The 24,595-nt window shown below is 75.0% G+C and carries 23 protein-coding genes; 10 read left to right on the top strand and 13 right to left on the bottom strand.

The window, feature by feature from the left end; all coding sequences use genetic code 11:
- Positions 1–231: 231 nt before the first annotated feature.
- The 3 genes from ACN27D_RS26945 to ACN27D_RS26935 form a co-directional block, all read right to left on the bottom strand.
- Entirely contained in the window at positions 232–1,428 is a 1,197-nt protein-coding gene (locus ACN27D_RS26945) for a mechanosensitive ion channel family protein (RefSeq protein WP_421500317.1), read from the bottom strand.
- A 76-nt stretch (positions 1,429–1,504) separates the two neighbouring features.
- Positions 1,505–2,326, bottom strand: a complete 822-nt coding sequence (locus tag ACN27D_RS26940; protein WP_121685404.1) for a DUF1206 domain-containing protein — start codon at positions 2,324–2,326, stop codon at positions 1,505–1,507.
- Between the two features lie 65 nt (positions 2,327–2,391).
- A complete protein-coding gene (locus ACN27D_RS26935) occupies positions 2,392–2,751 on the bottom strand; it encodes a hypothetical protein (protein WP_121685405.1) in 360 nt (119 codons plus the stop codon).
- 99 nt (positions 2,752–2,850) lie between these two features.
- On the opposite strand from ACN27D_RS26935, the gene ACN27D_RS26930 reads away from it, so the two are divergent.
- Complete coding sequence (locus tag ACN27D_RS26930) at positions 2,851–4,077, top strand: cysteine desulfurase-like protein (protein WP_421500316.1); 1,227 nt, start codon at positions 2,851–2,853, stop codon at positions 4,075–4,077.
- Positions 4,074–4,361 carry a GNAT family N-acetyltransferase gene (locus tag ACN27D_RS26925; protein WP_252448590.1) on the top strand — a complete coding sequence of 96 codons (288 nt, stop codon included), beginning with the start codon at positions 4,074–4,076 and terminating at the stop codon, positions 4,359–4,361. The genes ACN27D_RS26930 and ACN27D_RS26925 overlap by 4 nt, the downstream gene beginning before the upstream one ends.
- Positions 4,362–4,406: 45 nt before the next feature.
- On the opposite strand, the gene ACN27D_RS26920 is transcribed toward ACN27D_RS26925, so the two are convergent.
- The gene (locus tag ACN27D_RS26920) at positions 4,407–5,906 is read right to left on the bottom strand and encodes a glycoside hydrolase family 3 protein (protein ID WP_120570592.1); all 1,500 of its coding nucleotides are present in this window, start codon (positions 5,904–5,906) and stop codon (positions 4,407–4,409) included.
- 139 nt (positions 5,907–6,045) lie between these two features.
- Between ACN27D_RS26920 and ACN27D_RS26915 the strand changes: the two genes are divergently transcribed.
- From ACN27D_RS26915 to ACN27D_RS26895, 5 genes are all read left to right on the top strand, one after another.
- On the top strand, positions 6,046–6,168 hold the full coding sequence (locus tag ACN27D_RS26915) for a hypothetical protein (protein WP_255474080.1): 123 nt from the start codon (positions 6,046–6,048) through the stop codon (positions 6,166–6,168).
- Positions 6,169–6,284: 116 nt separating this feature from the next.
- Positions 6,285–7,235 carry a TIGR03557 family F420-dependent LLM class oxidoreductase gene (locus ACN27D_RS26910; protein WP_357898880.1) on the top strand — a complete coding sequence of 317 codons (951 nt, stop codon included), beginning with the start codon at positions 6,285–6,287 and terminating at the stop codon, positions 7,233–7,235.
- A gap of 49 nt (positions 7,236–7,284) precedes the next feature.
- Positions 7,285–8,916, top strand: a complete 1,632-nt coding sequence (locus ACN27D_RS26905; protein WP_350816016.1) for a RecQ family ATP-dependent DNA helicase — start codon at positions 7,285–7,287, stop codon at positions 8,914–8,916.
- 63 nt (positions 8,917–8,979) lie between these two features.
- Positions 8,980–9,483 carry a hypothetical protein gene (locus ACN27D_RS26900; protein ID WP_121685410.1) on the top strand — a complete coding sequence of 168 codons (504 nt, stop codon included), beginning with the start codon at positions 8,980–8,982 and terminating at the stop codon, positions 9,481–9,483.
- 126 nt (positions 9,484–9,609) lie between these two features.
- Complete coding sequence (locus ACN27D_RS26895) at positions 9,610–10,653, top strand: helix-turn-helix domain-containing protein (RefSeq protein ID WP_421500315.1); 1,044 nt, start codon at positions 9,610–9,612, stop codon at positions 10,651–10,653.
- Positions 10,654–10,829: 176 nt separating this feature from the next.
- Here the strand turns inward: ACN27D_RS26895 and ACN27D_RS26890 are convergent, their stop codons facing one another.
- Genes ACN27D_RS26890 through ACN27D_RS26855 form a run of 8 tightly spaced genes read right to left on the bottom strand, consistent with a single transcriptional unit; the run spans position 10,830 to position 19,547 of the window.
- On the bottom strand, positions 10,830–11,819 hold the full coding sequence (locus tag ACN27D_RS26890; RefSeq protein WP_421500314.1) for a DNA topoisomerase IB: 990 nt from the start codon (positions 11,817–11,819) through the stop codon (positions 10,830–10,832).
- Entirely contained in the window at positions 11,803–12,762 is a 960-nt protein-coding gene (locus ACN27D_RS26885; RefSeq protein ID WP_121685413.1) for a glycosyltransferase family 9 protein, read from the bottom strand. The genes ACN27D_RS26890 and ACN27D_RS26885 overlap by 17 nt, the downstream gene beginning before the upstream one ends.
- The gene (locus ACN27D_RS26880; protein ID WP_421500313.1) at positions 12,759–13,460 is read right to left on the bottom strand and encodes an SDR family oxidoreductase; all 702 of its coding nucleotides are present in this window, start codon (positions 13,458–13,460) and stop codon (positions 12,759–12,761) included. The genes ACN27D_RS26885 and ACN27D_RS26880 overlap by 4 nt, the downstream gene beginning before the upstream one ends.
- Before the next feature lie 55 nt (positions 13,461–13,515).
- A complete protein-coding gene (locus ACN27D_RS26875; protein ID WP_393378442.1) occupies positions 13,516–15,006 on the bottom strand; it encodes a PfkB family carbohydrate kinase in 1,491 nt (496 codons plus the stop codon).
- Positions 15,003–15,710: a D-sedoheptulose-7-phosphate isomerase gene (locus tag ACN27D_RS26870; protein ID WP_358172892.1), complete on the bottom strand. Its 708-nt coding sequence runs from the start codon at positions 15,708–15,710 to the stop codon at positions 15,003–15,005. The genes ACN27D_RS26875 and ACN27D_RS26870 overlap by 4 nt, the downstream gene beginning before the upstream one ends.
- Positions 15,710–16,927 (bottom strand): glycosyltransferase, encoded by a 1,218-nt coding sequence (locus ACN27D_RS26865; RefSeq protein WP_121685417.1) that lies wholly within the window; start codon positions 16,925–16,927, stop codon positions 15,710–15,712. The genes ACN27D_RS26870 and ACN27D_RS26865 overlap by 1 nt, the downstream gene beginning before the upstream one ends.
- On the bottom strand, positions 16,912–17,886 hold the full coding sequence (locus ACN27D_RS26860) for a glycosyltransferase (protein WP_121685418.1): 975 nt from the start codon (positions 17,884–17,886) through the stop codon (positions 16,912–16,914). Before ACN27D_RS26860 ends, ACN27D_RS26865 begins: the two co-directional genes overlap by 16 nt.
- Positions 17,883–19,547 (bottom strand): HAD-IIIA family hydrolase, encoded by a 1,665-nt coding sequence (locus ACN27D_RS26855; protein WP_421500312.1) that lies wholly within the window; start codon positions 19,545–19,547, stop codon positions 17,883–17,885. Before ACN27D_RS26855 ends, ACN27D_RS26860 begins: the two co-directional genes overlap by 4 nt.
- A gap of 183 nt (positions 19,548–19,730) precedes the next feature.
- On the opposite strand from ACN27D_RS26855, the gene ACN27D_RS26850 reads away from it, so the two are divergent.
- Positions 19,731–20,177, top strand: a complete 447-nt coding sequence (locus tag ACN27D_RS26850; RefSeq protein ID WP_120573857.1) for an SRPBCC family protein — start codon at positions 19,731–19,733, stop codon at positions 20,175–20,177.
- 90 nt (positions 20,178–20,267) lie between these two features.
- Entirely contained in the window at positions 20,268–21,035 is a 768-nt protein-coding gene (locus tag ACN27D_RS26845; RefSeq protein WP_121685420.1) for a polyprenol monophosphomannose synthase, read from the top strand.
- A gap of 456 nt (positions 21,036–21,491) precedes the next feature.
- Here ACN27D_RS26845 and ACN27D_RS26840 read toward each other — a convergent pair whose 3' ends face one another.
- A complete protein-coding gene (locus ACN27D_RS26840; protein ID WP_421500311.1) occupies positions 21,492–23,084 on the bottom strand; it encodes a phytoene desaturase family protein in 1,593 nt (530 codons plus the stop codon).
- A gap of 72 nt (positions 23,085–23,156) precedes the next feature.
- Here ACN27D_RS26840 and ACN27D_RS26835 point away from each other — a divergent pair, with 72 nt between their 5' ends.
- A complete protein-coding gene (locus ACN27D_RS26835; protein ID WP_357898896.1) occupies positions 23,157–24,590 on the top strand; it encodes an aldehyde dehydrogenase family protein in 1,434 nt (477 codons plus the stop codon).
- The last annotated feature ends 5 nt before the right edge of the window (positions 24,591–24,595 follow it).

Here is a 24,595-nt window from a genome sequence, read left to right as displayed (position 1 = left end):
CCTTTCGTCATCACCGCGCTGTATGCCCGGAGTCGCCGCCCGTCAATCCTGCGCGGCGCGGCCGGTCCGCCCGGCCGCGCGCCGCCGCAACCCGGTGCCGGGCACCGGATCCGGGGCGTGCGCACCACGTCCCCCGCAACCGCCCGGCCAAACCCGTCCGGCCGGAAAGCCGCCCGAACGCGCCGAACCCCCGGCGCCGTGGGCGGCCGGGGGCTCCGATCGGGGTACGGGTCAGCGACGCGCCTCGGCGTGCTCCTCCCGGCCCACGAACACCTCGCTGCGGGCCTCGCCGTCGTCGCTGCCGCCGAAGACACGCGCGTCGTCGGGCGCCTCGGTGCCGGCCGGGCGGCGTGCCGGGCGGCGCGGCTGCACCGTCTGCCAGGGCAGCGGGCCGGTGGTGTCGCCGACCTCGGCGCGCAGCCGGGGCAGGGCGGTCGGGCGCTGGTCGCGTACCCAGGTCACCAGGTGCTCGCGGACCAGGCACCGCAGATCCCACAGGCTGCCCGCGTCGGCGGCGCTGACCAGCGCGCGGACCTTGACCATGCCGCCGGTCGCGTCGGTCACCTGGAGCACGCAGACCCGGCCGTCCCACAGCTCGGTGCCCTCGCACAGCCGCCGCAGCTCCTCCCGCATCGCCTGCACCGGGACGGCCCAGTCCAGCTCGAACTCGGCGGTGCCGAGCACCGCCGCCTCGGTGCGAATCCAGTTCTGGAACGGCCGGCTGGTGAAGTACGAGGTGGGCAGGATCAGCCGGCGGTCGTCCCAGATCTGCACCACCACGTAGCTGAGCGTCAGCTCCTCGATCCGGCCCCACTCCCCCTCGACCACCACCACGTCGTCCAGGCGTACCGCGTCGCTGAACGCGAGCTGGAGGCCGGCGAAGACGTTGGCGAGCAGGCTCTGCGCGGCCAGCGCGGCGACCGCGGCGATCACACCGGCGGAAGTCAGCACACCGGCTCCGACGCCGCGTACCGCCGGGAACGTCATCAGCATCACGCCGACCGTGAGGATCACGATCACCGCGATGGTGAGCCGGCGCAGCAGCACCACCTGCGTACGCACCCGGCGGGCGTGCCTGTTGTTCGGCACGTCGACCCGGAACCGGGCCAGCGCGGTGTCCTCCGCCACCACCAGCAGCGAGGCCACCAGCCAGGCGGCGGCGGCGATCGTCGCCAGCACGAGCGTGTGCAGGACGAACTGCCGCCACGGGCTGCCGACCGCGTACGCGGTGGTGAACCGGACCGCGAACTGCACCGCGCCCACCGTGACCGCGACCTGGAACGCGCGGTGCGCGTGCTCGGTCAGCTCGGTCATCAGCAGCGAGCGGCGGCCGAGACGGCGGGTGACCCGGTGCACCACCTGGGCCAGCACCAACGCGATCGCCGCCGCGGCGAGCGCGGCGGCGACGGTCACGACGTAACTCTGCACGAACTCTCTCTCCCTCCGACGGGCGGGCATCGGGCAAAGGCCCAATGGTGCCCGGCGGCCCGGGTATCGACCAGGATCAGACCTTGCGGTACCGGGACTGGAAGAAGCAGTAGACACCGAACGCGGCGATGCCGAGCGCCATGAGCGCCAGCAGCCACGGCCCGTACGCCTGGTCGCGCAGCGTCCGCAGCGCGGCGTCGAGGCCACGCGCCTTCTCCGGGTCGTAGTTCACGGCGGCGATCACGACCAGCACGCCGGCGACGGCGAACACGGCGCCCCGGGAGGCGTACCCGGCCATGCCGAGGCGACGGGTGAGCTGCCGGGTCTTCGGGCTCATCTCGCCGGTCTTGAGGTTGCGCTCGAACTTCTTCTTCAGGCCGTAGATCACCATGCCGATGCCGAGCCCGGCGAGCGCGAGGCCGGCCAGCCCGACCAGCCACCGGCCGCCGTCGGAGGCCATCAGCTTCTCGGAGAGCTGCTGCTGCTGGTCCGAGGCGTTGGAGCTGGCGTCCTGGAAGACCTTGATCGCGGTCCAGCCGAGCCAGACGAAGACGACGACCCGGACCACCGAGGCGATCCGTTCGAACAGTCGCTCCTTGCCGGTCTTGGACACGTGGCCGGAGATCGCCTCGAAGGCCTGCCAGATCGCCATGGCGAACAGGCCGACCGCCATCGCGATCAGGAGGAACTTCCCGAGCGGCTGTTCACCGAGGGTGCGCAGCGCGCCGTTCTGATTTCCCTCCTCGCCCGACTTGCCGAAGGCGATCTGCAGCGCCAGCCAGGCGAGGAGAAGGTGCACGATTCCGTAACCGATGAAGCCGGCACGGGTCAACAGTTCGAGCCACCGGCTGTTTCGAGCCTGGGCGGCGGTGGCTCCGGCGTTCCGGGTGAGAGACATGAGCCCTCAATCTCCCGGCGGGCGATTTTCCAAACGTCGCCGCCCGCCGGGACGGCCGAAACGGATCAGGCGCTGAGGTCGCGCGCGACCCGCACCACCACCTGCTGCTCGTTGACGCTGTCCAGGCTGACCTGGAAGCCGGCGACCTCGGTGGCCTGCTGGCCCACCGTGAGCGAGAGCTGTTCCCCGGCGACCTCGACCGTGACCTGGTCGCCGTCGGCGCCGATCAGCTTCGCCTCGACGCCGAGGATCCGGGCGCTGGCGTCCACGCCGCGGTCGAAGGTGATCGTGCAGGCGTCCAGACCGCAGTCGGTCTCGGCGCCCTCGGAGCTGCATCCGGCGAGCAGTGCGGCGCCGAGGGCGAGGCCGGCGAGCAGACCGGCGGCGCGACGGGCGGGGGCGGAGGTGGCGCGTCGGATCGTCACCCGTCCAAGGATAGGCGGCGAACGCCACAGCGGCCTCGCGGGCGAGCGCGGGACGGCCACGCCGGGCAGGGTGTCCAGGGTGCGCGCTAGGGTTCCGGAATGGCTTTCGACGTCGCCCGGGTCCGGGCCGCCTACCCTGCCCTGGGCGAGGGATTCGCCCACTTCGACGGCGCCGGGGGCACCCAGACCGCCGCCGCCGTGGTCGAGGCGGTGGCCGGGGCGATGCGCGCCGCGACGGGCAACCGCAGCACCGCGTTCCTGCCCGGCCGCCGGGCGCTGGATCTGGTCGCCGGGGCGCGGGCCGCCGTCGCCGACCTGCTGGGCGCGCAGCCGTCGGGCGTGGTGCTCGGGCCGAGCGCGACGGCGCTGACGTACACGCTGGCCCGGACGCTCGGCGCCGGCTGGCGTCCGGGCGACGAGGTGGTGGTGTCCCGGCTGGACCACGACGCGAACGTCCGCCCGTGGGTGCAGGCCGCGCAGGCGGCCGGCGCCACCGTGCGCTGGGCCGAGTTCGACCCGGCGACCGGCGAGCTGCCCACCGGCCAGTACGCCGATCTGGTCACCGAGCGCACCCGGCTGGTCGCGGTGACCGCCGGCAGCAACGCGATCGGCACCGTGCCGGACGTGGCGGCGATCGCCAAGACCGCGCACGCCGCCGGGGCGCTGGTGTGCGTGGACGGCGTGCACTCGGTGCCGCACGGCCCGACCGATGCGGCCTCGCTCGGCGCGGACTTCCTGGTGACGAGCGCGTACAAGTGGTCCGGGCCGCACCTGGCGGCGATGGTCGCCGACCCGGCGCGCTGGGAGGCGCTGCGCCCGGCGAAGCTGCTCCCCTCCGCCGACGGGGTGCCGGACCGGTTCGAGTACGGCACGCCGAGCTTCCCGCTGCTGGCCGGCGTGACCGCCGCGGTGGACCACCTGGCCGGTCTGGATCCGGCCGCGACCGGCGACCGGCGGGAGCGGGTACGCGCCGGCCTGGCCGGCGCGCAGGCGCACGAGGAGGCGGTCTTCGACCGGCTGCTCGCCGGGCTGGCCGACCGCCCGTTCGTGACCGTGTACGGCGCACCGGCGCGGCGCTGCCCGACCGTGTCGTTCCGGGTGGCCGGAGCGACCCCGGCGCAGACCGCGACGGCGCTGGGCGAGGCGGGCCTGTGCCTGTCGCACGGCGACTACTACGCCTACGAGTACTTCGAGGGCATGGGCCTGCGGGGCAGCGGCGGCGCGGTGCGGGCGAGCGTCTACCACTACAACACAGTCGACGAGGTGGACCGGCTGCTGGCCGAACTGGACCGGCTGGCCGGGCCCGGAGGGAGAATGATCCGGTGAGTTTTCTGGTCGAGGAGAACGCCGCGAAGCGCCGTTTCGAGATCCTGGTGGACGACGCGCTGGCCGGGTTCACCGCGTACACGCTCCGGGGCGAGACGCTCGTCTTCACGCACACCGAGGTCGACGACCGGTTCCAGGGTCAGGGCGTCGGGGCCGCGCTGGTCCGGGGCGCGCTGGACCAGGTCCGCGCCCGGGGCGGCCGGGTGGTGCCGCAGTGCCCGTTCGTGGCCTCGTTCATCGAACGCCACCCCGAGTACGCCGACCTGGTGGCCGGCAAGCCGTGAGGCCCGGCCCGGCCGGGGGACCTCCCCACCCGGCCGGGCCGGGAGTCAGCGCGCCCCGGTCAGCACCTCGGCGGCGGCTCGCGCCGCGGCGGCGGTGGCGCCGTGGGTGGCCAGGTGCACCGCGCCGGTGACCAGCTCGGGCACGCCCAGCTCGACCACCACCGCGTCGGGACGGGCGGCGAGCGCCCGGCGTACCGCGTCGCGCATCCAGTCGTGGCGGTGCAGGTCGCGTACCACGAGCACCAGCGGCCGGCCGGCGGGCGTCGCGCCCGGGTCGGCCGGTACGGCGTCGGCGGCGTAGCGGGCGGTGGTGGTGCCGGGCGCCAGGTGGGTCAGCGGCGCGGCGATGCCCCACGGCGTCTCCTCGCCGATGGCGATGTTGCGCGGCGGCGCGAACTCCACCACGTGGGCCGGGCCGGTCAGCGGCAGCAGCCCGGCGTCGCCGGTGACCCGTACCGCGCGGCGGGCTGCTGTCAGCCCGATCGGTGAGCCGTCGGCGGACGGCGGGCCGGCGACCCGGCGGGCGCGGGCGGCGACGCTCCACGCGGCGAGCTGACCGACCCGCTTGGCCGCCTCGGCGAGGCGTTCCTCGGGCAGCTCCCCGCTGATCACCGCCGCGACGATGGCGTCGCGCAGCTCGCGGGCGTCGGCCTCGGTCGCCCGTTCCCCGCCCACGCAGATCGCGTCCGCGCCGGCCACCAGCGCGCGCACCGCGGCACCGGTGAAGCCGTACCGGTCGGCGACCGCGCGCATCTCCACCGCGTCGGTGACCACCACGCCGCCGAAGCCCATCTCCTCGCGCAGCAGGCCGCCGAGCACGCGCGGGCTGAGCGTGGCGGGCAGCTCCGGGTCGAGCGCCGGCACCAGCAGGTGGCCGGTCATCACCGCCTGCGCCCCGGCCGCCACGGCGGCACGGAACGGGGCCAGCTCGACCGCGTCGAGGCGGGCCCGGTCGCCGCCGATGCGGGGCAGGTCGTGGTGCGAGTCGACCCGGGTGTCGCCGTGTCCGGGGAAGTGCTTGGCGCAGGCCGCGACGCCGCCGGACTGCAGGCCGCGTACCCAGGCGGCGGTGTGCCGGGCGACCAGGTCCGGGTCGGCGCCGAAGGAGCGCACCCCGATGACCGGGTTGGCCGGGTTGGAGTTGACGTCGGCGTCCGGGGCGTAGTCGAGCGTCACGCCGACCGCTGCCAGTTCGGCGCCGAGGTCGCGGGCGACCTCCTCGGTCAGGGCCGGGTCGTCGACCGCGCCGAGCGCGTAGTTGCCGGGACGGGAGCTGCCCCGGGCGGACTCGATCCGGGTGACGTCGCCGGCTTCCTCGTCGATCGCCACGATGACGTCGGGCCGCTCGGCGCGCAGGTTCGCGGTGAGCGTGGCGACCTGCTCGTGGTCGACGACGTTGCGGGCGAACAGGACGACCGAGCCGAGGCCCTCGCCGAGCCAGCGGCACACCCACGGCGGCGGTGTGGTGCCGACGAACCCCGGTTGCAGGACGGCGGCGGCGAGCGCCGCCAGGTCTCCGGTCGATCCCACGGTCCGCTCGCTCATGTGCTGTCGTACCCCCGTCTCCCCCACGGACCCGCCAGGGCCGGCGGGTGCTGACATGGTCACACCGCGCAGCTAAATAGTCAACAATCCTTACTGTTAGCCGCTGGCGCACCCGGACGGCCCGTGGGAGAGTTCCCACATGCCAGCTCTGCCGCTCGCCGACGCCACCAGCGCCGCCGACATCCCCGGCGTACGCCTGCTCGGCCTGGTGGTCGGCGGCCTGTTCCTGCTGATCGCGATCCGGGCCATGTTCCGCCGCTGATCCCGCGCCGCCCGGGTTGGAGCCGCCCGCCGGGGGTAGGGCTTGCCCTGTCCGGACACGACGGAGCCGTCCGGGCACCGGCGGACCCGCCGGTCACCGCGGAGAGGGCACACACCATGAAGATCGGCTACTTCCTGTCCAGCGAGGAGTACACCCCGGCGGAGCTGCTGGCCCAGGCGCGCGGCGCCGAGCAGGCCGGCTTCGAGGCACTGTGGATCTCCGACCACTACCACCCGTGGGTCGACGCCCAGGGCCAGAGCCCGTTCGTCTGGTCCACCATCGGCGCGCTCAGCCAGGTCTGCCGGCTGCCGGTGACCACTGCTGTCACCTGCCCGACCATGCGCATCCACCCGGCCGTCATCGCGCAGGCGGCGGCCACCAGCGCGGTACTGCACGAGGGCCGCTTCGTGCTCGGCGTGGGCACCGGCGAGGCGCTCAACGAGCACATCTTCGGCGACGCCTGGCCGCAGACCGACGTACGGCTGGAGATGCTGGAGGAGGCGGTCGAGGTGATCCGCGAGCTGTGGCGCGGCGAGTTCGTCAACCACCACGGCAAGCACTACACGGTCGAGCACGCCCGCATCTACACCCGGCCGGACACTCCCCCGCCGATCTACGTCTCCGGGTTCGGCCCGAAGTCGATCGAGCTGGCCGGCCGGATCGGCGACGGCTACGTCAGCACCATGCCCGACGCCGACATGGTGCGCCGGTTCCGCGAGTCCGGCGGCGGCGACAAGCCGTGCCAGGGCGGGTTCAAGGCGGCGTACGCCGACACCGCCGACGAGGGCGCGCGGATCGCGTACGAGCGCTGGCCCAACGCGGGCGTGCCGGGCGAGCTGTCCCAGGTGCTCCCCTCCCCCCGGCACTTCGAGCAGGCCGCCGAACTGGTCCGGCCCGAGCAGGTGCGGGAGGCGTTCGTCTGCGGCCGGGACGCCGACGCCCACCTGGAGATGATCGACGAGTACGCCAAGGCCGGCTTCGACGAGGTCTACGTGGCGAACACCGGCCCGCACTGGCAGGGCCTGTTCGACCTCTACCAGCGCGAGGTCCTGCCCCGGCTCCGGTGACGGGCCGGACGGTTTCGCGCGGGATCACCGGGGGTAGCTGAGGCGCTTGATGAAACTGACCACGCACTCCTCCAGCCTGCGCCGGGCGGCGCGGAACCTGTTCGGCTGGACCGCGCTGCGGCCCAACCAGCTCGCCGCCATGCGCGCCGTGATGAAGCGCCGCGACGCCCTGGTGGTGCTGCCCACCGGCGCCGGCAAGTCGGCGATCTACCAGATCCCGGCCAGCCTGATCCCCGGCCCGACGGTGGTGATCTCCCCGCTGCTCGCGTTGCAGCAGGACCAGATCGCCGCGCTCAACGAACGGCAGCGTCCGGAGCTGCGCGCGGTGCGGATCAGCTCGGACGAGAGCGCCGCCCAGCAGGCCGAGGCGATCGAGGACATCCGCGCCGGGCGCGCGGAGTTCCTGTTCATCACGCCGGAGGCGCTGAGCAACCCGGACCGGCTCGCCGAGGTCCGCGAGCTGAAGCCGGCGCTGGTGGCGATCGACGAGGCCCACTGCATCTCGGCGTGGGGCCACGACTTCCGGCCGGACTACCTGGCGCTCGGTCACCTGATCGACGGCCTGGGCCGGCCACCCGTGGTGGCGCTCACCGCGACCGCCTCCCCGCCGGTACGCGACGACATCATCGCCCGGCTGCGGCTGCGCGAACCGGAGGTGGTGGTCTCCGGGCTGGACCGGCCGAACCTCTTCCTGGAGGTGGCCTACTGCCCGACCGAGGACTACCGGTGGCGTCGGCTGATCGCGCTGCTGAGCGACGACGAGCGGCCCGGCATCATCTACGTGCCGACCCGCCGGGCGGCCGAGGAGCTGGCCGAGCGGCTCACCGGCGCCGGTTACCCGGCCGACTTCTACCACGGCGGCATGCCCACCGCGGCCCGGCACGAGCTGCACGAGGCGTTCCTGGCCGACCGGGTGCCGATCATGGTGGCCACGTCGGCGTTCGGCATGGGCATCGACAAGCCGAACATCGCCTGGGTGGTGCACATGGCGCTGCCCGACTCGCCGGACAGCTACTTCCAGGAGATCGGCCGGGCCGGACGCGACGGCTCGCCGGCCCGGGTGCTGCTGCTGTGGCGCGCCGAGGACGTCGGCCTCCAGCGCTACTTCAGCGGCGGCCTGCCGGACGAGAAGGAACTGACCGAGCTCGCCGCGGTGCTGCGCGGCAAGGCCCGCAACCGCAAGGAGCTGCGCGAGCTGACCGGCCTCGGCCCGCGCAAGCTGGGGCAGTACCTGTCCCTGCTGGAGCAGATCGGGGCCGCCGAGCCACGCGCCAAGCAGCGCATCGGCGCACCACGGTACGCGCCGGCGGCCGCCGAGTCCGGCCGCGCCGCGCTGGCCGAGGCGGAACGGCAGCAGACCGTGACCCGGTCGCGTACCGACATGATGCGCGCGTTCGCCGAGACCACCGGCTGCCGGGGCCAGGCCCTGCTGGCGTACTTCGGTGAGCAGATGAACGAGGTCTGCGGGCACTGCGACAACTGCCACGCCGGCACCAGTGTCGCGGGCGACGGCGCGGTCGGGCCGTTCCCGGTGCACAGCCAGGTACGCCACCCGGAGTGGGGCGCCGGCCTGGTGCTCAGCTACGAGGAGGACCGGATGACCGTGCTCTTCGACGAGGTGGGCTACAAGACGCTGTCCGTGCGCGTGGTGTCCGAACAGGGCCTGCTGGAGCTGGACTAGCCTGACCCGGGCGCCGCGGGGGCGCCCGTCGACAACGACGACCACGGCGAAAGGGGCCTGATCGTGATCGAGCAGCCGGCGTACACCCGGTTCGGCGTCTCCGACGAGGAGTGGGGACTGCTTGTGGGGCTGCCGCAGTCGGTGCTCACCGCGGCGGCCGCCGCCGAGTCCGACGGCACCCGCCGCACCATGGCCGAGAACGCCGCCGGGCTGGAGACCATCGCCGCCGGCCGGGAGTCGGCCAGCCCGCTGGTCGCCGCCGTGGCCGGTGAGGTCGTCGACCGGGTGGGCGACCCGGAGACCGGCGCGGAGCTGCCGGTGCTCACGCCGCAGGACCCGAAGGCGATGATCGAGGACGTGCTGGCCCGGGCCGGGCAGGCGTCCGCGCTGCTCGCCGCACGGGTGGACGAGGGTCAGGCCGGGGCGTACCGGCACTGGCTGGTGGACATCGCCGAGCAGGTGGTGGGCGCGGCCTCCACCGGCGGCATCCTGGGCCTCGGCGGCGACGCGGTGACCGATTCCGAGCGCCGGTTCCGCGACCGGCTGTCCCAGGTGCTGAACGACTGAACGGACTCCTAACAGAACGTGCGCAGATCCGTCAATGACGGACGTCACGGCCCCACGGGTGTCGCTTTTCGGCCCCGTGGGGCGTCCTGTTTGTGCAGGGCGTGACGAACACGGGGAGTCGTTTCTATGGACGGGAAGCTGCACCGGCAGGTCCTCGACACGCGGGCGCTGCCGCCTCGGGAGCGCTTCGGCATATGGCTGGACACGATGGCGAGCACCCCGACGCCGCTGCGGGTGTACAGCGCGCACGCCGACGACTTCGTGGCGCGGGCCGAGTTCGTCGACCTGGGCCCGATGCAGCTCATCCGCCACCGCTACCCGTCGGTGGACTGCGTGCGCACCGCGAAACTGATCCAGCGCTCCGACCCCGACTACTACATGCTCGCGCTGACGCTCAGCGGCACCAGCCAGGCCGACCAGGCGGGGCAGCGCGCCCGGTGCAGCCCCGGCGACCTCACCTTCTACGACTGCTCCCGGCCGCACGAACTCAGTCACCACGCCGACCCCGCCGGACCCGAGTTCGCCCGCTCGATCGCGGCCCTGGTGCCGTACGACGCGCTGCCGTTGCCGCCCCGCCGGCTCGCTCCCCTGTTCGCCGGCCGGATGTCCGGCTCCGAGGGCATCGGCGGGCTGGTCGCCGACTTCCTCACCCGGATCACCGCGAACCCCGAGCAGTACCACGCGGCCGACGCGGAGCGGCTCGGCGCCGTCGGTCTCGACCTGATCGCCACGCTGCTCGGCCGCAATCTCGTCTCCGAGGACGAGATGCCCACCGAGGTCCGGCGCCGGGCACTCCAGGCCCAGGTACGCGCGTACGTGCGCCAGCACCTCGGCGACGCCACGCTCGATCCGCGCGCGGTCGCCGACGCGCACCACATCTCGGTGCGTTCGCTGCACCGGCTCTTCGAGGACGAGGAGACCACGGTGGCCGCGTACATCCGGGACGAGCGGCTGGCCCGGTGCCGCCGCGACCTCGCCGACCCGGCGCTGAGCGACCGCCCGATCCAGGTCGTCGCCGCCCGCTGGGGCTTCCGGGACAAGGCGCACTTCAGCCGGGTCTTCCGGGCGGCGCAGGGCGAGACACCTCAGGAGTACCGGACCCGCCACCTGGAACCGGCACGGATCGTCAACAGCACGGCATCCACCGTCAACCTGTCCCGTACATACTGAAACCCGGGCCCGTGCCGTTCGTGGCGGGCCCACGGATATCGGGGGGCCGGGCGTGGCGCCCGCGGCGGTCCCGGCCGCGGGCGGCCCCGCCCGGTGTGGCCTCCCGGGACCGCACCGGCGGCCGAGATTTCCGGCCCCGTCGCGCTTCCCCCCAGGACCGGCGGGGCCGGTCGGCGTCAGCCGGCCTCCTCCTCCAGCAGCGCCAGCACCGACTTCTCCACCGCCTCGCGCGGCATCTCCGGCTGCACCGGCGCCAGCACCCCGTCGTGGTAGAGGTCGACCACACGCGGGTCCACGTACGAGGTCCGGGCCACCGTCGGGGTGTTGCCGAGCAGGTCGGCCACCGAACGCATCACCGCCGCCACGGCGCGCCTGCGGGCGGTCGCGGAGCGCTGCGGACCCACAGTGGCCAGTTCGGCGGCGGCCAGCACCGTCGCGTGCCAGGTGCGGAAGTCCTTCGCCGTCATCTCGCCGCCGCTGGCGTCGCGCAGGTAGTCGTTCACCTCGTCGCTGCGCACGTCGCGCCAGGCCCGGCCGTCCCAGTAGCCGAACAGCCGCTCCTGGGCGCGCCGGCGGCGGCGCAGGTTGAGCAGCACCCGGCACAGCTCGGCGTCCTCGATCCGGCGGACCTGGTCGATGCCGCCCTTGGCCGGGAACTCGAACACCACGCAGCCGCCCCGGGAGCGGGCGTGCTCGGGACGCAGCGTGGACACCCCGAACGTGGGGTCGTCGCCGGTGGCGTACTGGTCGCTGCCGACGCGGAACGCGCCCATGTCGAGCAGCCGGGCGACGGTGGCCAGCACCCGCTCCCGGCGCAGTCCGCGCAGCGACAGGTCGTGGGTGACCCGGTCGCGCAGCGCGGGCAGCCGGTGGGCCACCTCCAGCACGTGGTCGAACTTGGCCTCGTCGCGCTTGCGCCGCCAGTGCGGGTGGTAGAGGTACTGCTTGCGGCCCGCCGCGTCGATGCCGGTGGCCTGGATGTGGCCGTTCGGGTACGGCGAGATCCACACGTCGCGCCAGGCGGGCGGGATCACCAGCTCGCGCAGCCGGGCCAGTTCCCCGGCGTCGCGCACCGGCTCGCCGGTCGGGTCGAGGAACAGCCAGCCCTTGCCACGCCGCCGGCGCGCGTACCCCGGCCGGCCCGGATCGCTACGCCGCAACCGCACCGGAGACCCGTTCCACGTCGGCCACCGCAGCCACCACCTCGTCGATCCCGATGGCATTCAATGTCGGGTGGGTTCCTACCCGGCCCGACCCGGTCGAATCCCGGTTGACGGTGGTGTGCTCGATCGCACCCAGCGCCCGGTGCCGGGGCCGGTCCGGCGGTGGGCCCCAGTGCGCGGCCGGCACCGGCCCGAACAGCACCACCGACGCGGTGCCGTAGCCGGTGGCGAGGTGGGCCACGCCGGTGTCGCCGCTGACCACCAGCCGCGCGCCCGCCACGAGCGCGGCCAGCTCGGCCAGTCCGGTCCGGCCGGCCAGCACCGCCTCCGGCGGCAGCCCGGCGTCGCGGGCGACCCGCTCGGCCAGCGCCCGCTCGTCCGGCGAGCCGGTGACCGCCACCCGGTGCCCGCGCGCGGCCAGCTCCCGGGCCAGCCGGGCGAACCGGTCCGCCGGCCAGCGCTTCGCCGGGATCTTGCCGCCCGGGTGCAGCAGCGTCACCCCGGCCGGTACGCCGGTCACCGCCGGACGCCGCAGCGCCAGGTCCGCCGGGTCGGCCGGCAGCCCGTACGCGTGCAGCAGCCGGCACCAGCGGCGGACCTCGTGCTCGTCGTCGTCCCAGGCCGGGCCGTCCGGGTGGCCGGCGTCCGGGTTGCGGTGGGCGAGCAGCCGGCCGGGGCGGACGGCGGCCAGCGCCCGGTGCGACAGCGGTCCGCGGCCGTGCAGGTTGACCGCCACCTCGGGCGGCGGGCCGGTCCAGGCGATCCGGTCCGGCCCGGTGGTGGGCAGCACCCGGTCGACCGCCCCGGTCAGCTCCGCCAGCGGCGCCAGCCAGGCCGGGGCGGCGAGCACCAGCTCCCGGCCCGGCAGGCCGGCGCGCAGGCCGCGCAGCGCCGGCACGGCGGTGGCCAGATCGCCGACCCCGAGCGCCCGCAGCACCAGGATCACGGGTACGAGGACTCCTGCGCGGCGCAGACCACCATCTCGCGTACCGCGCAGCCGGCCGGCTGGGACAGCGCGAACATGACGGCGGCGGCGGTGTCGGCCGGCTCGTTGAGCACCGCGTCCGGGCCGGGGCGGTACTGCGCGTCCCGCTCGTCGAAGAACGCGGTCCGCATCCCGCCGGGGATCAGCAGCGTCACGCCGACCGCGCCGGCCAGTTCGGCGGCGAGCGCGCGGGTGAAGCCCACCACCCCGAACTTCGCCGCGCAGTACGCGGTCGCGTCGCCGACCGCCTTCACCCCGAGCGTCGAGGCCACGGTGACGATGCTGCCCCGCGACGCCTCCAGCCAGGGCAGCGCGGCCCGGATCACCGCGGCGGTGGCGAGCAGGTCCACCGTGACGATCCGCTCCCAGGTCTCCGCCGGGATGTCGGCCAGCTTCCCGGGTACGTCCAGCCCGGCGGCGGTGACCACGGCGTCCAGCCCGCCGGAGCGTTCCGCGAGGTCGCGGGTGGCGGCCTCGGCGGCGCGGGTGTCGGCCAGGTCGCACTCGACCCAGGGCACCCCGTCGGCGGGACGCTGCCGGTCCAGCACCAGCGGGCGCCCGCCGGCGCGGGCCACCGCGGCGACCACCGCCGCGCCGAGCCCGCTGGAGCCGCCGGTGACCAGGACGGTCGGCCCGGCTCCGGGCGCGCCGGCGCTCACGCCGCCACCGTCGCACCGGCGGGCGCGACCGCGCCGGGTCGGATGCGTCGCTCGTTCATCGTGCTCCCTTCGCCGTGGACCGGACCTGCGCGGCGGCCTCGGCCGGGTCGACCGGCACGGCCGGCCAGCCGCCGCTGCCCCGCCCGGCCCGCGCCGCCGCGATCATGTCGGTGGTCGAGCGCCCGTCGAGGTACGGCACGACCACCGTGTGACCGCCCCAGCGGGCCAGGATCTCCGTCTCGGGCAGCGTCTCCGGGCCGCCGCCGCTGGCGTAGTCGCCGCCCTTGACCCAGATGTCCGGGCGCAGCCAGGACAGCGCCGCCTCCGGGGTCGGCTCGTCGAAGATCAGCACCGCGTCGACGCAGCCGAGCGCGGCGAGCAGCCGTCCCCGGTCGCCCTGCGGCACGACCGGACGCTCCGGACCCTTCAGCCCGGCCACGCTGGCGTCGGAGTTGAGGCAGACCACCAGGCAGTCCCCGAGTTGCCGGGCCGCCTGGAGCGTCGCGACGTGCCCGGCGTGCAGCAGGTCGAAGCAGCCGCCGGTGGCCACCACCGTGCCGCCGGCCGCGCGTACCCGGGCCACCACCTCGCCGGCCGCCCCGGCGCCGATCCGGTCCCCGCCGCCGGTGACCACCGCCGGGGCCACCGCGCGCACCGGCGCGGGCAGCGCGGCTGCGACGCCACCGCCGGCCACGTACGCCGACGCCTCGGCGACCGCCTCCTGGACCGCCTCGGACACCAGCGCGCCCCGGGCCAGCGCCAGCGTCGCGGTGGACGCGAACCGGTCACCGGCCCCGCAGGTGTCCCCCTCGGCGGGCGGCGCCGGCACCACCAGGGGCGTGGACCCGGAGTGGCTGAGCAGCGCGCCGTCCCCACCGAGCGTCACCGCGACCGCGCGCGCCTGCCAGCGGCGGCGCAACGCGTGCGCGCTGCGGGACGCGACGGCCAGGCGGGACCCGCCCGGGGGCGTCTTGGCCAGCTCGCGGGCCTCCGGCTCGTTCGGGGTGGCCAGGTGCACCCCGGGTACGGCGGCCGGCCCGCGCGGATGCGGATCCCAGACCACCGGCGCCCGGGTGGCGGCCAGCGCGGCGCGCAGCGCCGGATGCCCCGCCACGCCCCGGCCGTAGTCGCTGACCAGCACGGCGGACGCGTCGGCGAGCAGCCGCAGCACGGCGTCGCTCGGCTGACCCGGCGCGCCGGCGGTCCCGCCCCGGTCGTGGCGCAGCAGCACCCGGCCGCGCACCCGCAGCCGGATCTTCTCCGGGGTGGCGCCGGCCAGCGGCAGCGCGTACAACCGGACCCCGGCGGCGGCGAGCAGCGTGCCCAGCCGCGCCCCGCCCGCGTCGTCGGCGACGGCGGTGACCAGCGCGACCTCGGCGCCCTGCGCGGCGGCGAAGACGGCGGCCAGCCCGGCGCCGCCGGGCCGGTCGACGGATACGGTCTCGTCCAGCACCGGCACCGGGGAGTCCGGGCAGAGCCGGTTCACCAGACCTTCGACGTCGCGGTCCAGCAGCGTGTCACCGAGCACCACCACCGGTCCCCTCATGCCGGGCCTCCCCGGCCGGCCGGCGCCGTCGGGTCCGGCTCGGTGAGGTCCGGCTCGGTGAGGACGACCTCGACACCGGCGCGAACCGGCCCGGCCGCCGGCCGGGCGGCGAGCGCTGCGGGCAGCGCGAGTTCGACGTACTCGCAGAGCACGTGCGAGGCCACCAGGTGCAGTTCCTGCACCACCTGCCCGTCCGGCGAGTCGATCGCCAGGTGTTCGTGGCAGAGGTCGGCGAGGGGGTTGGGTGCGGGTCCGGTGAAGGCCCAGCAGCGTAGTCCGGTCTGGTGTGCGGCGTGGGCGGCGGTGAGGAGGTTGGTGCTGGTGCCGCTGGTGGACAGGAGCAGGAGGATGTCGTGGGGTCGGCCGTGGGCGCGTACCTGTCGGGCGAAGGTTTCGTCGTATCCGTAGTCGTTGGCGATGGCGGTGAGGGCGCTGGTTTCGGCGTGCAGTGCGATGGCGGACAGGGGTTGGCGGTCGTGGCGGAGTTTGCCGACGAGTTCGGCGGTGAGGTGCTGGGCCTCGGCGGCGCTGCCGCCGTTGCCCGCCACCAGCAGCCGGCCACCGGCGGCCAGCCGCTGCGCCAGTTCCGCACCCCAGCGGGCCAGCATCTGTTCCGCCTCCCGCAGCGGCAGCAGCGCGGCGGCCAGCAGGCTCAGGTGGTCCTCCAGCACCGTCGCGCCGGCGGCCGGCGTCCCGGCCGTCATCAGGCGACCACCCGGGTCGGGCGGCGCACGGTGGCCACCTCGCCGTACAGCTCGGTGAGGCGGTCGGCAGTGGTGGCCCAGGAGTAGCGGGTGCGGGCACGCTCCAGTGCGGAGGTGGCGTAGGCGAAGCGGCGGATCCGGTCGCCGAGCAGGCCCCGGATCGCCGCGCCGAGGGCCGCCGGCTCCCGGGGCGGCACCAGGTCACCTGTGCGTCCGGCCACCACCGTGTCGATCAGCCCGCCGACCGCCGTCGCGACCACCGGTACGCCGCAGGCCATCGCCTCCAGCGGGGTGAGCCCGAACGGCTCGTACCAGGGGGCGGCGACGAGCACGTCGGCCGACCGGTACCAGCGGCCCATCTCCTCCCGGGGGACCGCGCCGACCAGCCGCACCCGGTCGGCGACGCCGAGGGAGTGGGCCAGCGCGCGCAGGCGCAACGCGTACGGGTCGGTCTCCAGCAGCCCGGCCGGCGGCCCGCCGACCACCACGCACTCGGCGTCCGGCACCTCGGCGACGGCCCGGATGACGTCCTGGAAGCCCTTGCGCTCGACCAGCCGGCCGACGGTGAGGATGCGGGCCCGGCCGCCGTCGCGGTCGGCGACCGGGCCGAGCGGGGAGAACGTCGTCAGGTTCACCCCCGACGGCACGACTGTCATCCGGGACCGGGGCACGCCCATCCGGACCAGTTCGGCGACCTCGTCCTGGCACTGGGCGACCACCCGGTCCACCGAGCGGCCCAGCTTCCGCTCGTGCTCGACCCGGCCCGGTGGGCTGGTGTCCTGCACGCCCTGGTGGCGGCGCTTCACGGTGCCGAGCGCGTGGTACGTCTGCACCACCGGCACGCCGGCGCGGCGGGCCGCGGCGAGACCCGCCAGCCCGCTCATCCAGAAGTGCGCGTGCACCACCTCGGGCTGCCAGTCGCCGGTGCGCCACCGGTCGGCCAGCCACTGCCCGAACGCCGGCATGTACGGCAGCAGGTCGTCCTTGGCCACCGGTTCGGCCGGCCCGGCCGGTACGTGCACCACCTCGTACCCGTCCGGCGTGCGGACGCTCACCGGCAGGTCCACCGCGTCGAGGCGGGTGTAGACACGCACGTCGTGACCGGCGGCTGCGAGCGCGGCGGAGAGCTCCGCGACATGCGTGTTCTGGCCACCGGCGTCCTCCCCGCCGAGGACGGCGAGCGGGCTGGCATGCTCCGAGATCATCGCGATGCGCATACTTCCTCCTCCAGCAGCCGGTCCCAGTCGGCGAGGAATCGCTCCAGGCCGTAGCGGTCCCGGGCGGCGGCCCGGGCCACGGCGCCCGCCCGGCGGGCGGACTCCCTGTCGTCCAGCAGGCCACGGGCGGCGTCGACGAGCGTGTCGACGCGGGTGGACAGCGCGCCCGCGGCCGGCGGCACCGCCTCCACCGCCTCGGTGGTGGCCAGTGCCACCACGGGCATGCCCATGGTCATGGCCTCGATGAGGCTGAGGCCGAGTGAGGTCCAGCGGCACAGGTGCAGGTACGCGCGCCGTTTGGCGAGTTCGGCGTGCATGGCGTGCTGGGGTACGTCGTCGTGGCTGGTCAGCCGGTCCTCCGGGAGGCCGAGGTGGGCGGCGAGCCCGTCCACCTTCATCCCGTAGACGTCCAGCGGCGCCAGCGCGGCGAACCGGGCGAGCAGGTCGGTGCCGGTGACCCGCCAGCGGCGTACCGGCTCGTTGATCACCACGGCGAGGCGGTCGAGTTCGCCGGTCCACTCGACGGCGGGCGGTACGACGCCGTGGTCGACCACTGTGGTCCTGGTGCCGCCGTTGTCCCAGAACAGTTCGTTGAACGCGGTGACGTGGGTGAGGAGCAGGTCGTCGCGGTCGGCCATCGGGTGCCGGGTGTTGGGCACGTCGCCTTTCGGGGTGTTGTGCTCGACGTAGATCGCCGGCACGTCGCGGCCCGGCCGGCGGCCGAGCCATTCGGCGGCCAGGTCGATCTCCTCCGGGCGTTGCAGGATCACCAAATCGACGTCCGTGTCGCGCAGTTCCTCGGGGGTGACCTCCACGGCGCTGTCCGGCCACGGGTAGGTGCGCGCCCGGCCGAGGCCGTACGGACCCCGGTCCGGGGTGACCGGCACCAGGTAGCGGTGCTTGCCGTGCACGAAGGACGTCGTCCAGGAGCCGTGCACGTGCCACAGCAGGATGTTCATCCGGCCACCCCGCCCGCCACCGGCGCCGGTACGCGCAGCAGCCGCAACGCCTCCAGCACCCGTCCCGGCTCGACCGCCGACAGGCACGGGTGCCCGGGGACCGGGCAGACGGTGGCGCGGGTGTCCCGGCACGCGGCGCCCGCGTCACCGAGGCGCACCGTCGGCACCCGGTACGGTCCCCACTGTCCGAACGGCACAGTGGGTGCGAACAGGCTCACCACCGGCACGCCGAGCGCGGCGGCCAGGTGCGCCGGGCCGGTGTTGCCGACCACCAGCGCGCCGGCCCCGGCGATCACCGCGGCCAGGTCGTCCAGCCCGGTCCGCCCGCCCAGGTCGACGCCGCCCGCCGCGGCGACGCGTGCGGTCAGGTCCCGTTCGTCCGGCCCGCCGGTGACCACGACCCGGTGACCGGCGGCGCCGAGCACCCGGACCACGCGGGTGGCCAGTTCCTCCGGGCAGGCGCGGGTCTCCACCGAGGATCCGGGGTGCAGGACCACGTAGCCGGGCGCCCCGGCGTCGGCAGCGGGCGGCGGAAGCCGGTCGGTGCGGATGCGCAGCGCCGGTTCGTCGTGGCCGGGCAGCGCGAAGCCGGCGGCGGCGGCGAGGGACAGGGCGCGTTCGGGTTCGGGTACGCCGGCCGGGACGCGGTGGCGCACGTCGAGCAGGCTGCCGGGGTAGTCGTCGCTGATCGCGCTGATCCGGGGCACGCCGGCCAGGCGTAGCAGCAGGGCCAGGGGCAGGGCGGACTGGTGGAAGGAGGTGAACACGACCGCCTCGTCGGCGCGTACCGCCGCCAGCCGGTCGGTCAGCGCGTGCACCGCGTCGGGGTCGACGGGCGGGGCGGGCGCGTCGATCCACGGCAGCGGCGCCTCGATGATCTCGTCGACGCCCGGCAGCAGCTCGGCGGCGGCCCGGCCGCGCGGCCCGCACAGCAGCACCACCCGCTCCGCGCCGGCCGCTACCGCCCGGATGCCCGGACCGGTCACCAGCACGTCGCCCGCCGCGTCGCTGCGCACCACCAGCACGGTTCCCCGGCGCGACCGGTGCGCGGGCCGCGGCGCCGCCGTCAGGCGCATCCGGGCCAGCACGATGCCCACCGCGTCCGGCAGGTCGGCGGCGACTGTGGGCGCGGCAGCCACCTCGGCGGCCCGGGTGGCCGGCGTGGGCACCATGATCGCGGCGGCGCCCGCAGCGGCGGCGGCTGCCGTGTCCGCGCCGATGTCCCCGATCAGCACGCACCGGGTCGGCGTGGTCCCGAGCGCGGCGGCGGCTTCGTGTACGAGGCCGGGCGCGGGCTTGCGGCAGGCGCACCCGTCGGCCTCCGCGTGCGGGCAGATCGCCCAGTGGTCGAAGGGCCCGAGCAGCTCCTCCACCCGGGCGTTGACCAGGCGCAGGTCGTGCGCCGTGAAGCAGCCCCGGGCCAGGCCGGACTGGTTCGTCACCACGGCCAGCCGCAACCCGGCGGCCCGCAACCGGTCCAGCGCCTCCCGGGCGCCCGGCACCGGCCGTACCTTCTCCGGGTCGCCGTTGTACGGCACGTCCTCCACCAGCGTGCCGTCGCGGTCCAGCAGCACCGCGTCGTACAGGCCGGACGGGAACCGGTCAGCACCCGGGTCAACCCGGGCTGACCTGCACTGATCCCGCTCCTGGTCCCGTCGCACGGGCGGCGGGTTCCCGACGCCCCGAGGAGTAAACGTCAACGTCGGCGCCTGGCCGCCCCGCCGGTGCCGCACAGCCGGGTGCATGCCTGCCACGACCGGCCCGTGTCCGGCGATACCCGCCGCCCCGGAGAAGCTAACCCGGATCGCCGTTAGCGACGGCCCGCGCCGGGGTACCGCTCGATGATGGCGGTTGTGGAGAAGGTGATCGACGCGCCCCCGGAGCAGGTCTTCGAGGTGCTCGCGGACGGGTGGACGTACAGCGACTGGGTGGTGGGCACCGCGCACGTGCGGGACGTGGACGACACGTGGCCGCGCGTCGGCAGCAACCTGCACCATCGGGCCGGGCCCTGGCCGTTCTCGCTGCAGGACAAGTCGACGGTGCTGGAGTGCCAGGCGCCGCACCGGCTCGTGCTGCGCGCCGGGCTGTGGCCGGCCGGGGAGGCGATCGTGGCGTTCGCCCTGGAGCCGCTGCAGGACGGCCGGACCCGGGTGACGATCGGCGAGGACTTCGCCGCCGGGCCACTGCGATGGGTCCGGACCAAACTCAACGACCTGGTGCTGCACCTGCGCAACCGGGAGACGTTGGCTCGGCTGTCCGACATCGCGACACGGCAGAAGCCGGAGCGGTGATCGATCGGTGGCGGGGCGTCTGTGCGGCTGCCGCGCGAGGGACTGGCTACCCTCTCAGGTGAACCTGTCGGCTGACCGAGGATGTCCGTGATGATCGAACCCGTGCAGTTACCCTCCCCGTGGGGGGATGCGCGCCTGACCGTCGTCGTTCCGACCTACAACGAGGCGGGCAACCTCCCGGTGCTGGTCGAGCGCCTCCTCGCGCTGCCGCTGCCGGGGCTGAAGGTGCTGGTCGCCGACGACAACTCCCCGGACGGTACCGGCGAGGTCGCCGACAAACTGGCCATCGAGCACCCGGACCGGGTGACGGTGCTGCACCGCCCGGGCAAGGAGGGTCTCGGCCGGGCGTACGTGGACGGCATCGGCCGGGCGCTCGACGACGGCGCGGACTTCGTCGCGCAGATGGACGCCGACCTGTCGCACCCGCCGGAGGCGCTGCCCGGCATGCTCGGCGCGCTGCTGTCCACCCAGGCTTCGGTGGTCATCGGTTCGCGTTACGTGCCTGGCGGCGAGTTGGACGAGAACTGGCCGCTGTACCGGCGCGCGCTCAGCGGCTGGGCGAACCTCTACGTGCACACGCTGCTGCGGGTACGCATCCGCGACCTGACCGCCGGCTTCAAGATCTGGCGGTCCGACGCGCTGCGCGCGATCGGGCTGGACCGGGTGCAGTCCAACGGCTACAGCTTCCAGGTGGAGATGCACTACCTCGCCACCAAGCTGGGTCACACGATCCTCGAGGTGCCGATCCGCTTCGAGGAGCGCCGCGACGGCGACTCGAAGATGACCACCGCCACGAAGATCGAGAGCGCCCTGATGCCGTTCAAGCTGCGCAGCCGGCACCGCAACCTCGACACCTGAACGCTCCCGCAGCTCCACCGCGCCCTCACGCCACGTCATCGTCACCGCGCGTGAGGGCGCGGTCGTCCCGTCACTTCCCCCCGTCGGCCCCTTTGCTCTGCAGCCATCGGCGCAGCACGGCCCCGAGCAGGGGCGAACCTCACGGCACCGTTCCGCCCGACTCCCGGTGCGGGCACAGTGCGTGACCGATGCGTATGCGGCTGCAGAGCAAAGGCGGCGTTGCAGTCCTACCGTCGCTGCAGCGCCGAACACGCAGCGTGACGCATCGTGCACGGCCGTCAGCCGTCGAGTGCGCGGCGGACATCAGCCGTCGGCTCGGTCGGCGCAGTCGGCGATCAGCGATGCCGCTTGAGCACCTCGTCGCGGGCAGCCCGTAGATCTTGGTAGGAAACGGCCCCCATAGGGGCACTTTCGTACCAAGATCTACGGCTGCATCCGGGTGGAGGCGCGGTCGGGTCAGCGGTAGACGGTGCGGTGGGCGGCGGCGATCGTCCGGGCGTACACCGCGCCGGTGACGGCCCGGTCGCGGGCCAGCGCGGCGCGCGCCGCGTTCGCCCCCGGCGCGCCGTGGACGCCGCCGCCGGGATGCGCGGAGGCGCTGGCCAGGTAGAGCCGGTCCACCGGGGTGTCGGCCCGGCCCAGGCCGGGGATCGGGCGCAGGAACAACTGCTGGTACGCGGCGGCGGTGCCGCCGCCCAGCGCTCCACCGACCAGGCTCGGCTCGGCGGCCTCCAGGTCGGCCGGGCCGGCCACGTGCCGCCCGACGATCGACGCCCGGAAACCCGGCGCCGCCGCCTCCAGCACCTCCTCCATCCGCTCCACGTGCCCCGCCACGTCCTCGGCCCGCCAGTTCCGGCGGAACGGCAGGTGGGTGTAGGACCAGAGCGACTCGGTGCCGGGCGGTGAGTGGCTCGGGTCGGCCACCGACATCTGCCCCACCAGCAGGAACGGATCCCGCGGCAGCTCACCGCGGGCCAGCTCGGCCGCGTACGTGGTGAGGCCGTCGAGGTCTGCGCCCAGGTGCACGGTGCCGGCGCCGGCCAGGTCGCGGTTCTTCCACGGCACCGGCGCGGACAGCGCCCAGTCGACCTTGAGCGTCGAGCCGTCCCACTTGAAGTGCGCCAGGTCCTCGACCATCCGGGGCGGCAGCGCCGCCGCGCCGACCAGGTCGAGGAAGAGCGCCGGCGCCGGCACGTCGGCGAGCACCGCGCGCCGGGCCCGCCAGTCGGTGCCGCCAGCGGTGCGGACGCCCATCGCCCGGCCCCGAGCGGTGAGCACCCGCTCGACCCGGGCGCCGTACGTGATCCGCCCGCCCCGCTCGATTAGGCGGGTCACGAGCGCGTCGGTGATCCGCTGGGCGCCGCCGACCGGCACCGGCCAGCCGACCTGCTGGCCGAGCATGGCGAGCAGCCAGCCGTAGACGCCGGAGCCGGCCTCCTCCGGGGACAGGTCGGTGTGCAGGGCGCAACCGGCCAGCAGCACGGTGCCGCCCTCGCCCTCGAACAGCTCGGCGCCGAGCTTGCGGACCGGGAGCACGAGGCGGCGGGCGAGCCGGAGCGCGCCGCCGACCCGGAGCTGCCGCAGCAGGCCCAGCCCGCCGCGCACCGGCGGGAACGGGGTGGTGATGGTCTGCAGCATCGGCTCGGCGACCTGGCACCAGTCCGCGTACGCGTGCCGCCAGCGCTCCCCGTCACCGGGGGCGAACGCCTCCAGCGAGGCGGCGGTGACGTCCAGGTCGCGGTTGAGCACCGCGGCGCGGCCGTCGGGCAGCAGGTGTGCCAGCACGTCCGGCGCGTGCGTCCAGGACAGGCCGTGCCGTTCCAGGTCCAGCCCGTCGAGCACCGGGGAGGCGTAGCCGAGCGGGTAGAAGGAGCTGTAGAGGTCGCTGAGGTAACCGGGCGCGGTCACGTACGCGGAGCGGACGGCCCCGCCGGGCGCCTCGGTGGCCTCCAGGACCTCGACGTCCCAGCCGGCGTCCACGAGCAGGTTCGCGGCCACCAGCCCGTTGTGCCCGGCCCCGATGACGACGGCGTCTGCGGTGGAGGTCATCGGATCCGCCTACCCGGCCGCTCACCGGGCGAAACGCGTTTGCCCCGCCCAGGCCGGGGCAAGCATGGCCGCATGTACACGGTTGCGCAGCTCATTGGTGGAGTGTGGGGCGCCGGCGGCGAGGGCGGCGAGCTGGTCGTCCACGATCCGGCGGACGGGTCGCCGGTGACGCGGGCGCCGGTGGCCACCGCCGACGAGGTGGCCAAGGCGGTGGAGGCGGCCCGGGGCGCGGCGGCGGAGTGGGCGGCGACCGCACCCGCGGAACGGGCCGCGGCGCTGCACCGGGCGGCCGACGCGGTCGAGGCGGCGGCCGGCGAGCTGGCCGAGGCGACCACGGCGGAGATGGGCAAGCCGCTCGACGACGCGCGGGGCGGGGTGGATGCGGCCATCGGCACGCTGCGACAGTACGCCGAACTGGCCCCGCTGCGGGGCGGCCGGACGCTGCACGGCGCGCACGACGCCCTGGACTTCATGGCCCCCGAGCCGCGTGGCGTGGTCGCCGCGATCAGCCCGTGGAACGACCCGGTGGCGGTGTCCTGCGGACTGCTCGGCGCGGCCCTGGTCACCGGCAACGTGGTGGTCTACAAGCCGAGCGAGCGGACCCCTGCCACCGGCTGGCTGCTGGCCCGCGCGCTGGACTCGGCGTTGCCGGCCGGTGTGCTGTCGCTGCTCACCGGCGGCGGCGAGGTGGGCGCCGCGCTGGCCGGGCAGGAGCTGGACGTGATCGCCCACGTCGGTTCCACTGCCACCGGCCGGGCGATCGCCGCCGCGGGCGCGCGCACCGGGGCGAAGGTGCTGCTGGAGAACGGCGGCAGCGACCCGCTCGTGGTGGACGCGGACGTCGACCCGGTCTGGGCGGCCGAACAGGCGGCGCTCGGCTGCTTCGCCAACGCCGGTCAGATCTGCGTGGCGGTGGAGCGGATCTACGTGCACCGCGACGTCGCCGAGGGTTTCCTGGACGCGCTCGTGGCGCGCGCCGAGGCGCTCACCCTGGGCCCCGGCCGTGACCCGGGCACGCAGCTCGCGCCGCTGGTCGACCGGCGGCACCGGGACCACGTACACGGGCAGGTCACCGCCGCGCTCGCCGACGGCGCCCGGGTACGCACCGGCGGTGTGCTGCCGGACGGGCCCGGCGCGTTCTACCCGGCCACCGTCATCGAGGGCTGCCGCCACGACATGGCGCTGGTCCGCGAGGAGACGTTCGGGCCGGTCGCCCCGGTGGTGGTGGTCGACTCGTTCAGCGAGGGGTTGCGCTGTGCGGCCGACTCCCCGTACGGCCTGGCCGCCACCGTGCTGACCGGTTCGATGAGCCACGCCCAGCGCGCCTGGCGGGAGCTGCCGGTCGGCACCGTGAAGATCAACTCCGTGTTCGGCGGGGCGCCCGGCGGCGCGGCCCAGCCACGCCGGGGCAGTGGGCAGGGCTTCGGGTACGGCCCGGAACTGCTGGACGAGTTCAGCACCGTGAAGGCGGTGCACCTGGAGGCGCCGGGCGGCGGCCACTGGTGAGACCG

It is taken from the genome of Micromonospora sp. WMMD1274, from assembly GCF_049179035.1.
Taxonomy (GTDB): domain Bacteria; phylum Actinomycetota; class Actinomycetes; order Mycobacteriales; family Micromonosporaceae; genus Micromonospora; species Micromonospora tulbaghiae.
Note: the sequence above shows the minus strand (reverse complement) of the source record. Positions and strands in the feature narration are given on the sequence as shown.

Bases quoted from the DNA above. Each gene is read 5' to 3' on its own strand.
- ACN27D_RS26840 (WP_421500311.1), bottom strand. From the start codon at position 23,084: ATGACCTCCACCGCAGACGCCGTCGTCATCGGGGCCGGGCACAACGGG.
- ACN27D_RS26895 (WP_421500315.1), top strand. From the start codon at position 9,610: ATGGACGGGAAGCTGCACCGGCAGGTCCTCGACACGCGGGCGCTGCCG.
- ACN27D_RS26920 (WP_120570592.1), bottom strand. From the start codon at position 5,906: ATGAGCGAGCGGACCGTGGGATCGACCGGAGACCTGGCGGCGCTCGCC.
- ACN27D_RS26875 (WP_393378442.1), bottom strand. From the start codon at position 15,006: ATGAGGGGACCGGTGGTGGTGCTCGGTGACACGCTGCTGGACCGCGAC.
- ACN27D_RS26845 (WP_121685420.1), top strand. From the start codon at position 20,268: ATGATCGAACCCGTGCAGTTACCCTCCCCGTGGGGGGATGCGCGCCTG.
- ACN27D_RS26870 (WP_358172892.1), bottom strand. From the start codon at position 15,710: ATGACGGCCGGGACGCCGGCCGCCGGCGCGACGGTGCTGGAGGACCAC.
- ACN27D_RS26835 (WP_357898896.1), top strand. From the start codon at position 23,157: ATGTACACGGTTGCGCAGCTCATTGGTGGAGTGTGGGGCGCCGGCGGC.
- ACN27D_RS26905 (WP_350816016.1), top strand. From the start codon at position 7,285: ATGAAACTGACCACGCACTCCTCCAGCCTGCGCCGGGCGGCGCGGAAC.
- ACN27D_RS26850 (WP_120573857.1), top strand. From the start codon at position 19,731: ATGGCGGTTGTGGAGAAGGTGATCGACGCGCCCCCGGAGCAGGTCTTC.
- ACN27D_RS26940 (WP_121685404.1), bottom strand. From the start codon at position 2,326: ATGTCTCTCACCCGGAACGCCGGAGCCACCGCCGCCCAGGCTCGAAAC.
- ACN27D_RS26860 (WP_121685418.1), bottom strand. From the start codon at position 17,886: ATGAACATCCTGCTGTGGCACGTGCACGGCTCCTGGACGACGTCCTTC.
- ACN27D_RS26915 (WP_255474080.1), top strand. From the start codon at position 6,046: ATGCCAGCTCTGCCGCTCGCCGACGCCACCAGCGCCGCCGACATCCCC.
- ACN27D_RS26865 (WP_121685417.1), bottom strand. From the start codon at position 16,927: ATGCGCATCGCGATGATCTCGGAGCATGCCAGCCCGCTCGCCGTCCTC.
- ACN27D_RS26930 (WP_421500316.1), top strand. From the start codon at position 2,851: ATGGCTTTCGACGTCGCCCGGGTCCGGGCCGCCTACCCTGCCCTGGGC.
- ACN27D_RS26910 (WP_357898880.1), top strand. From the start codon at position 6,285: ATGAAGATCGGCTACTTCCTGTCCAGCGAGGAGTACACCCCGGCGGAG.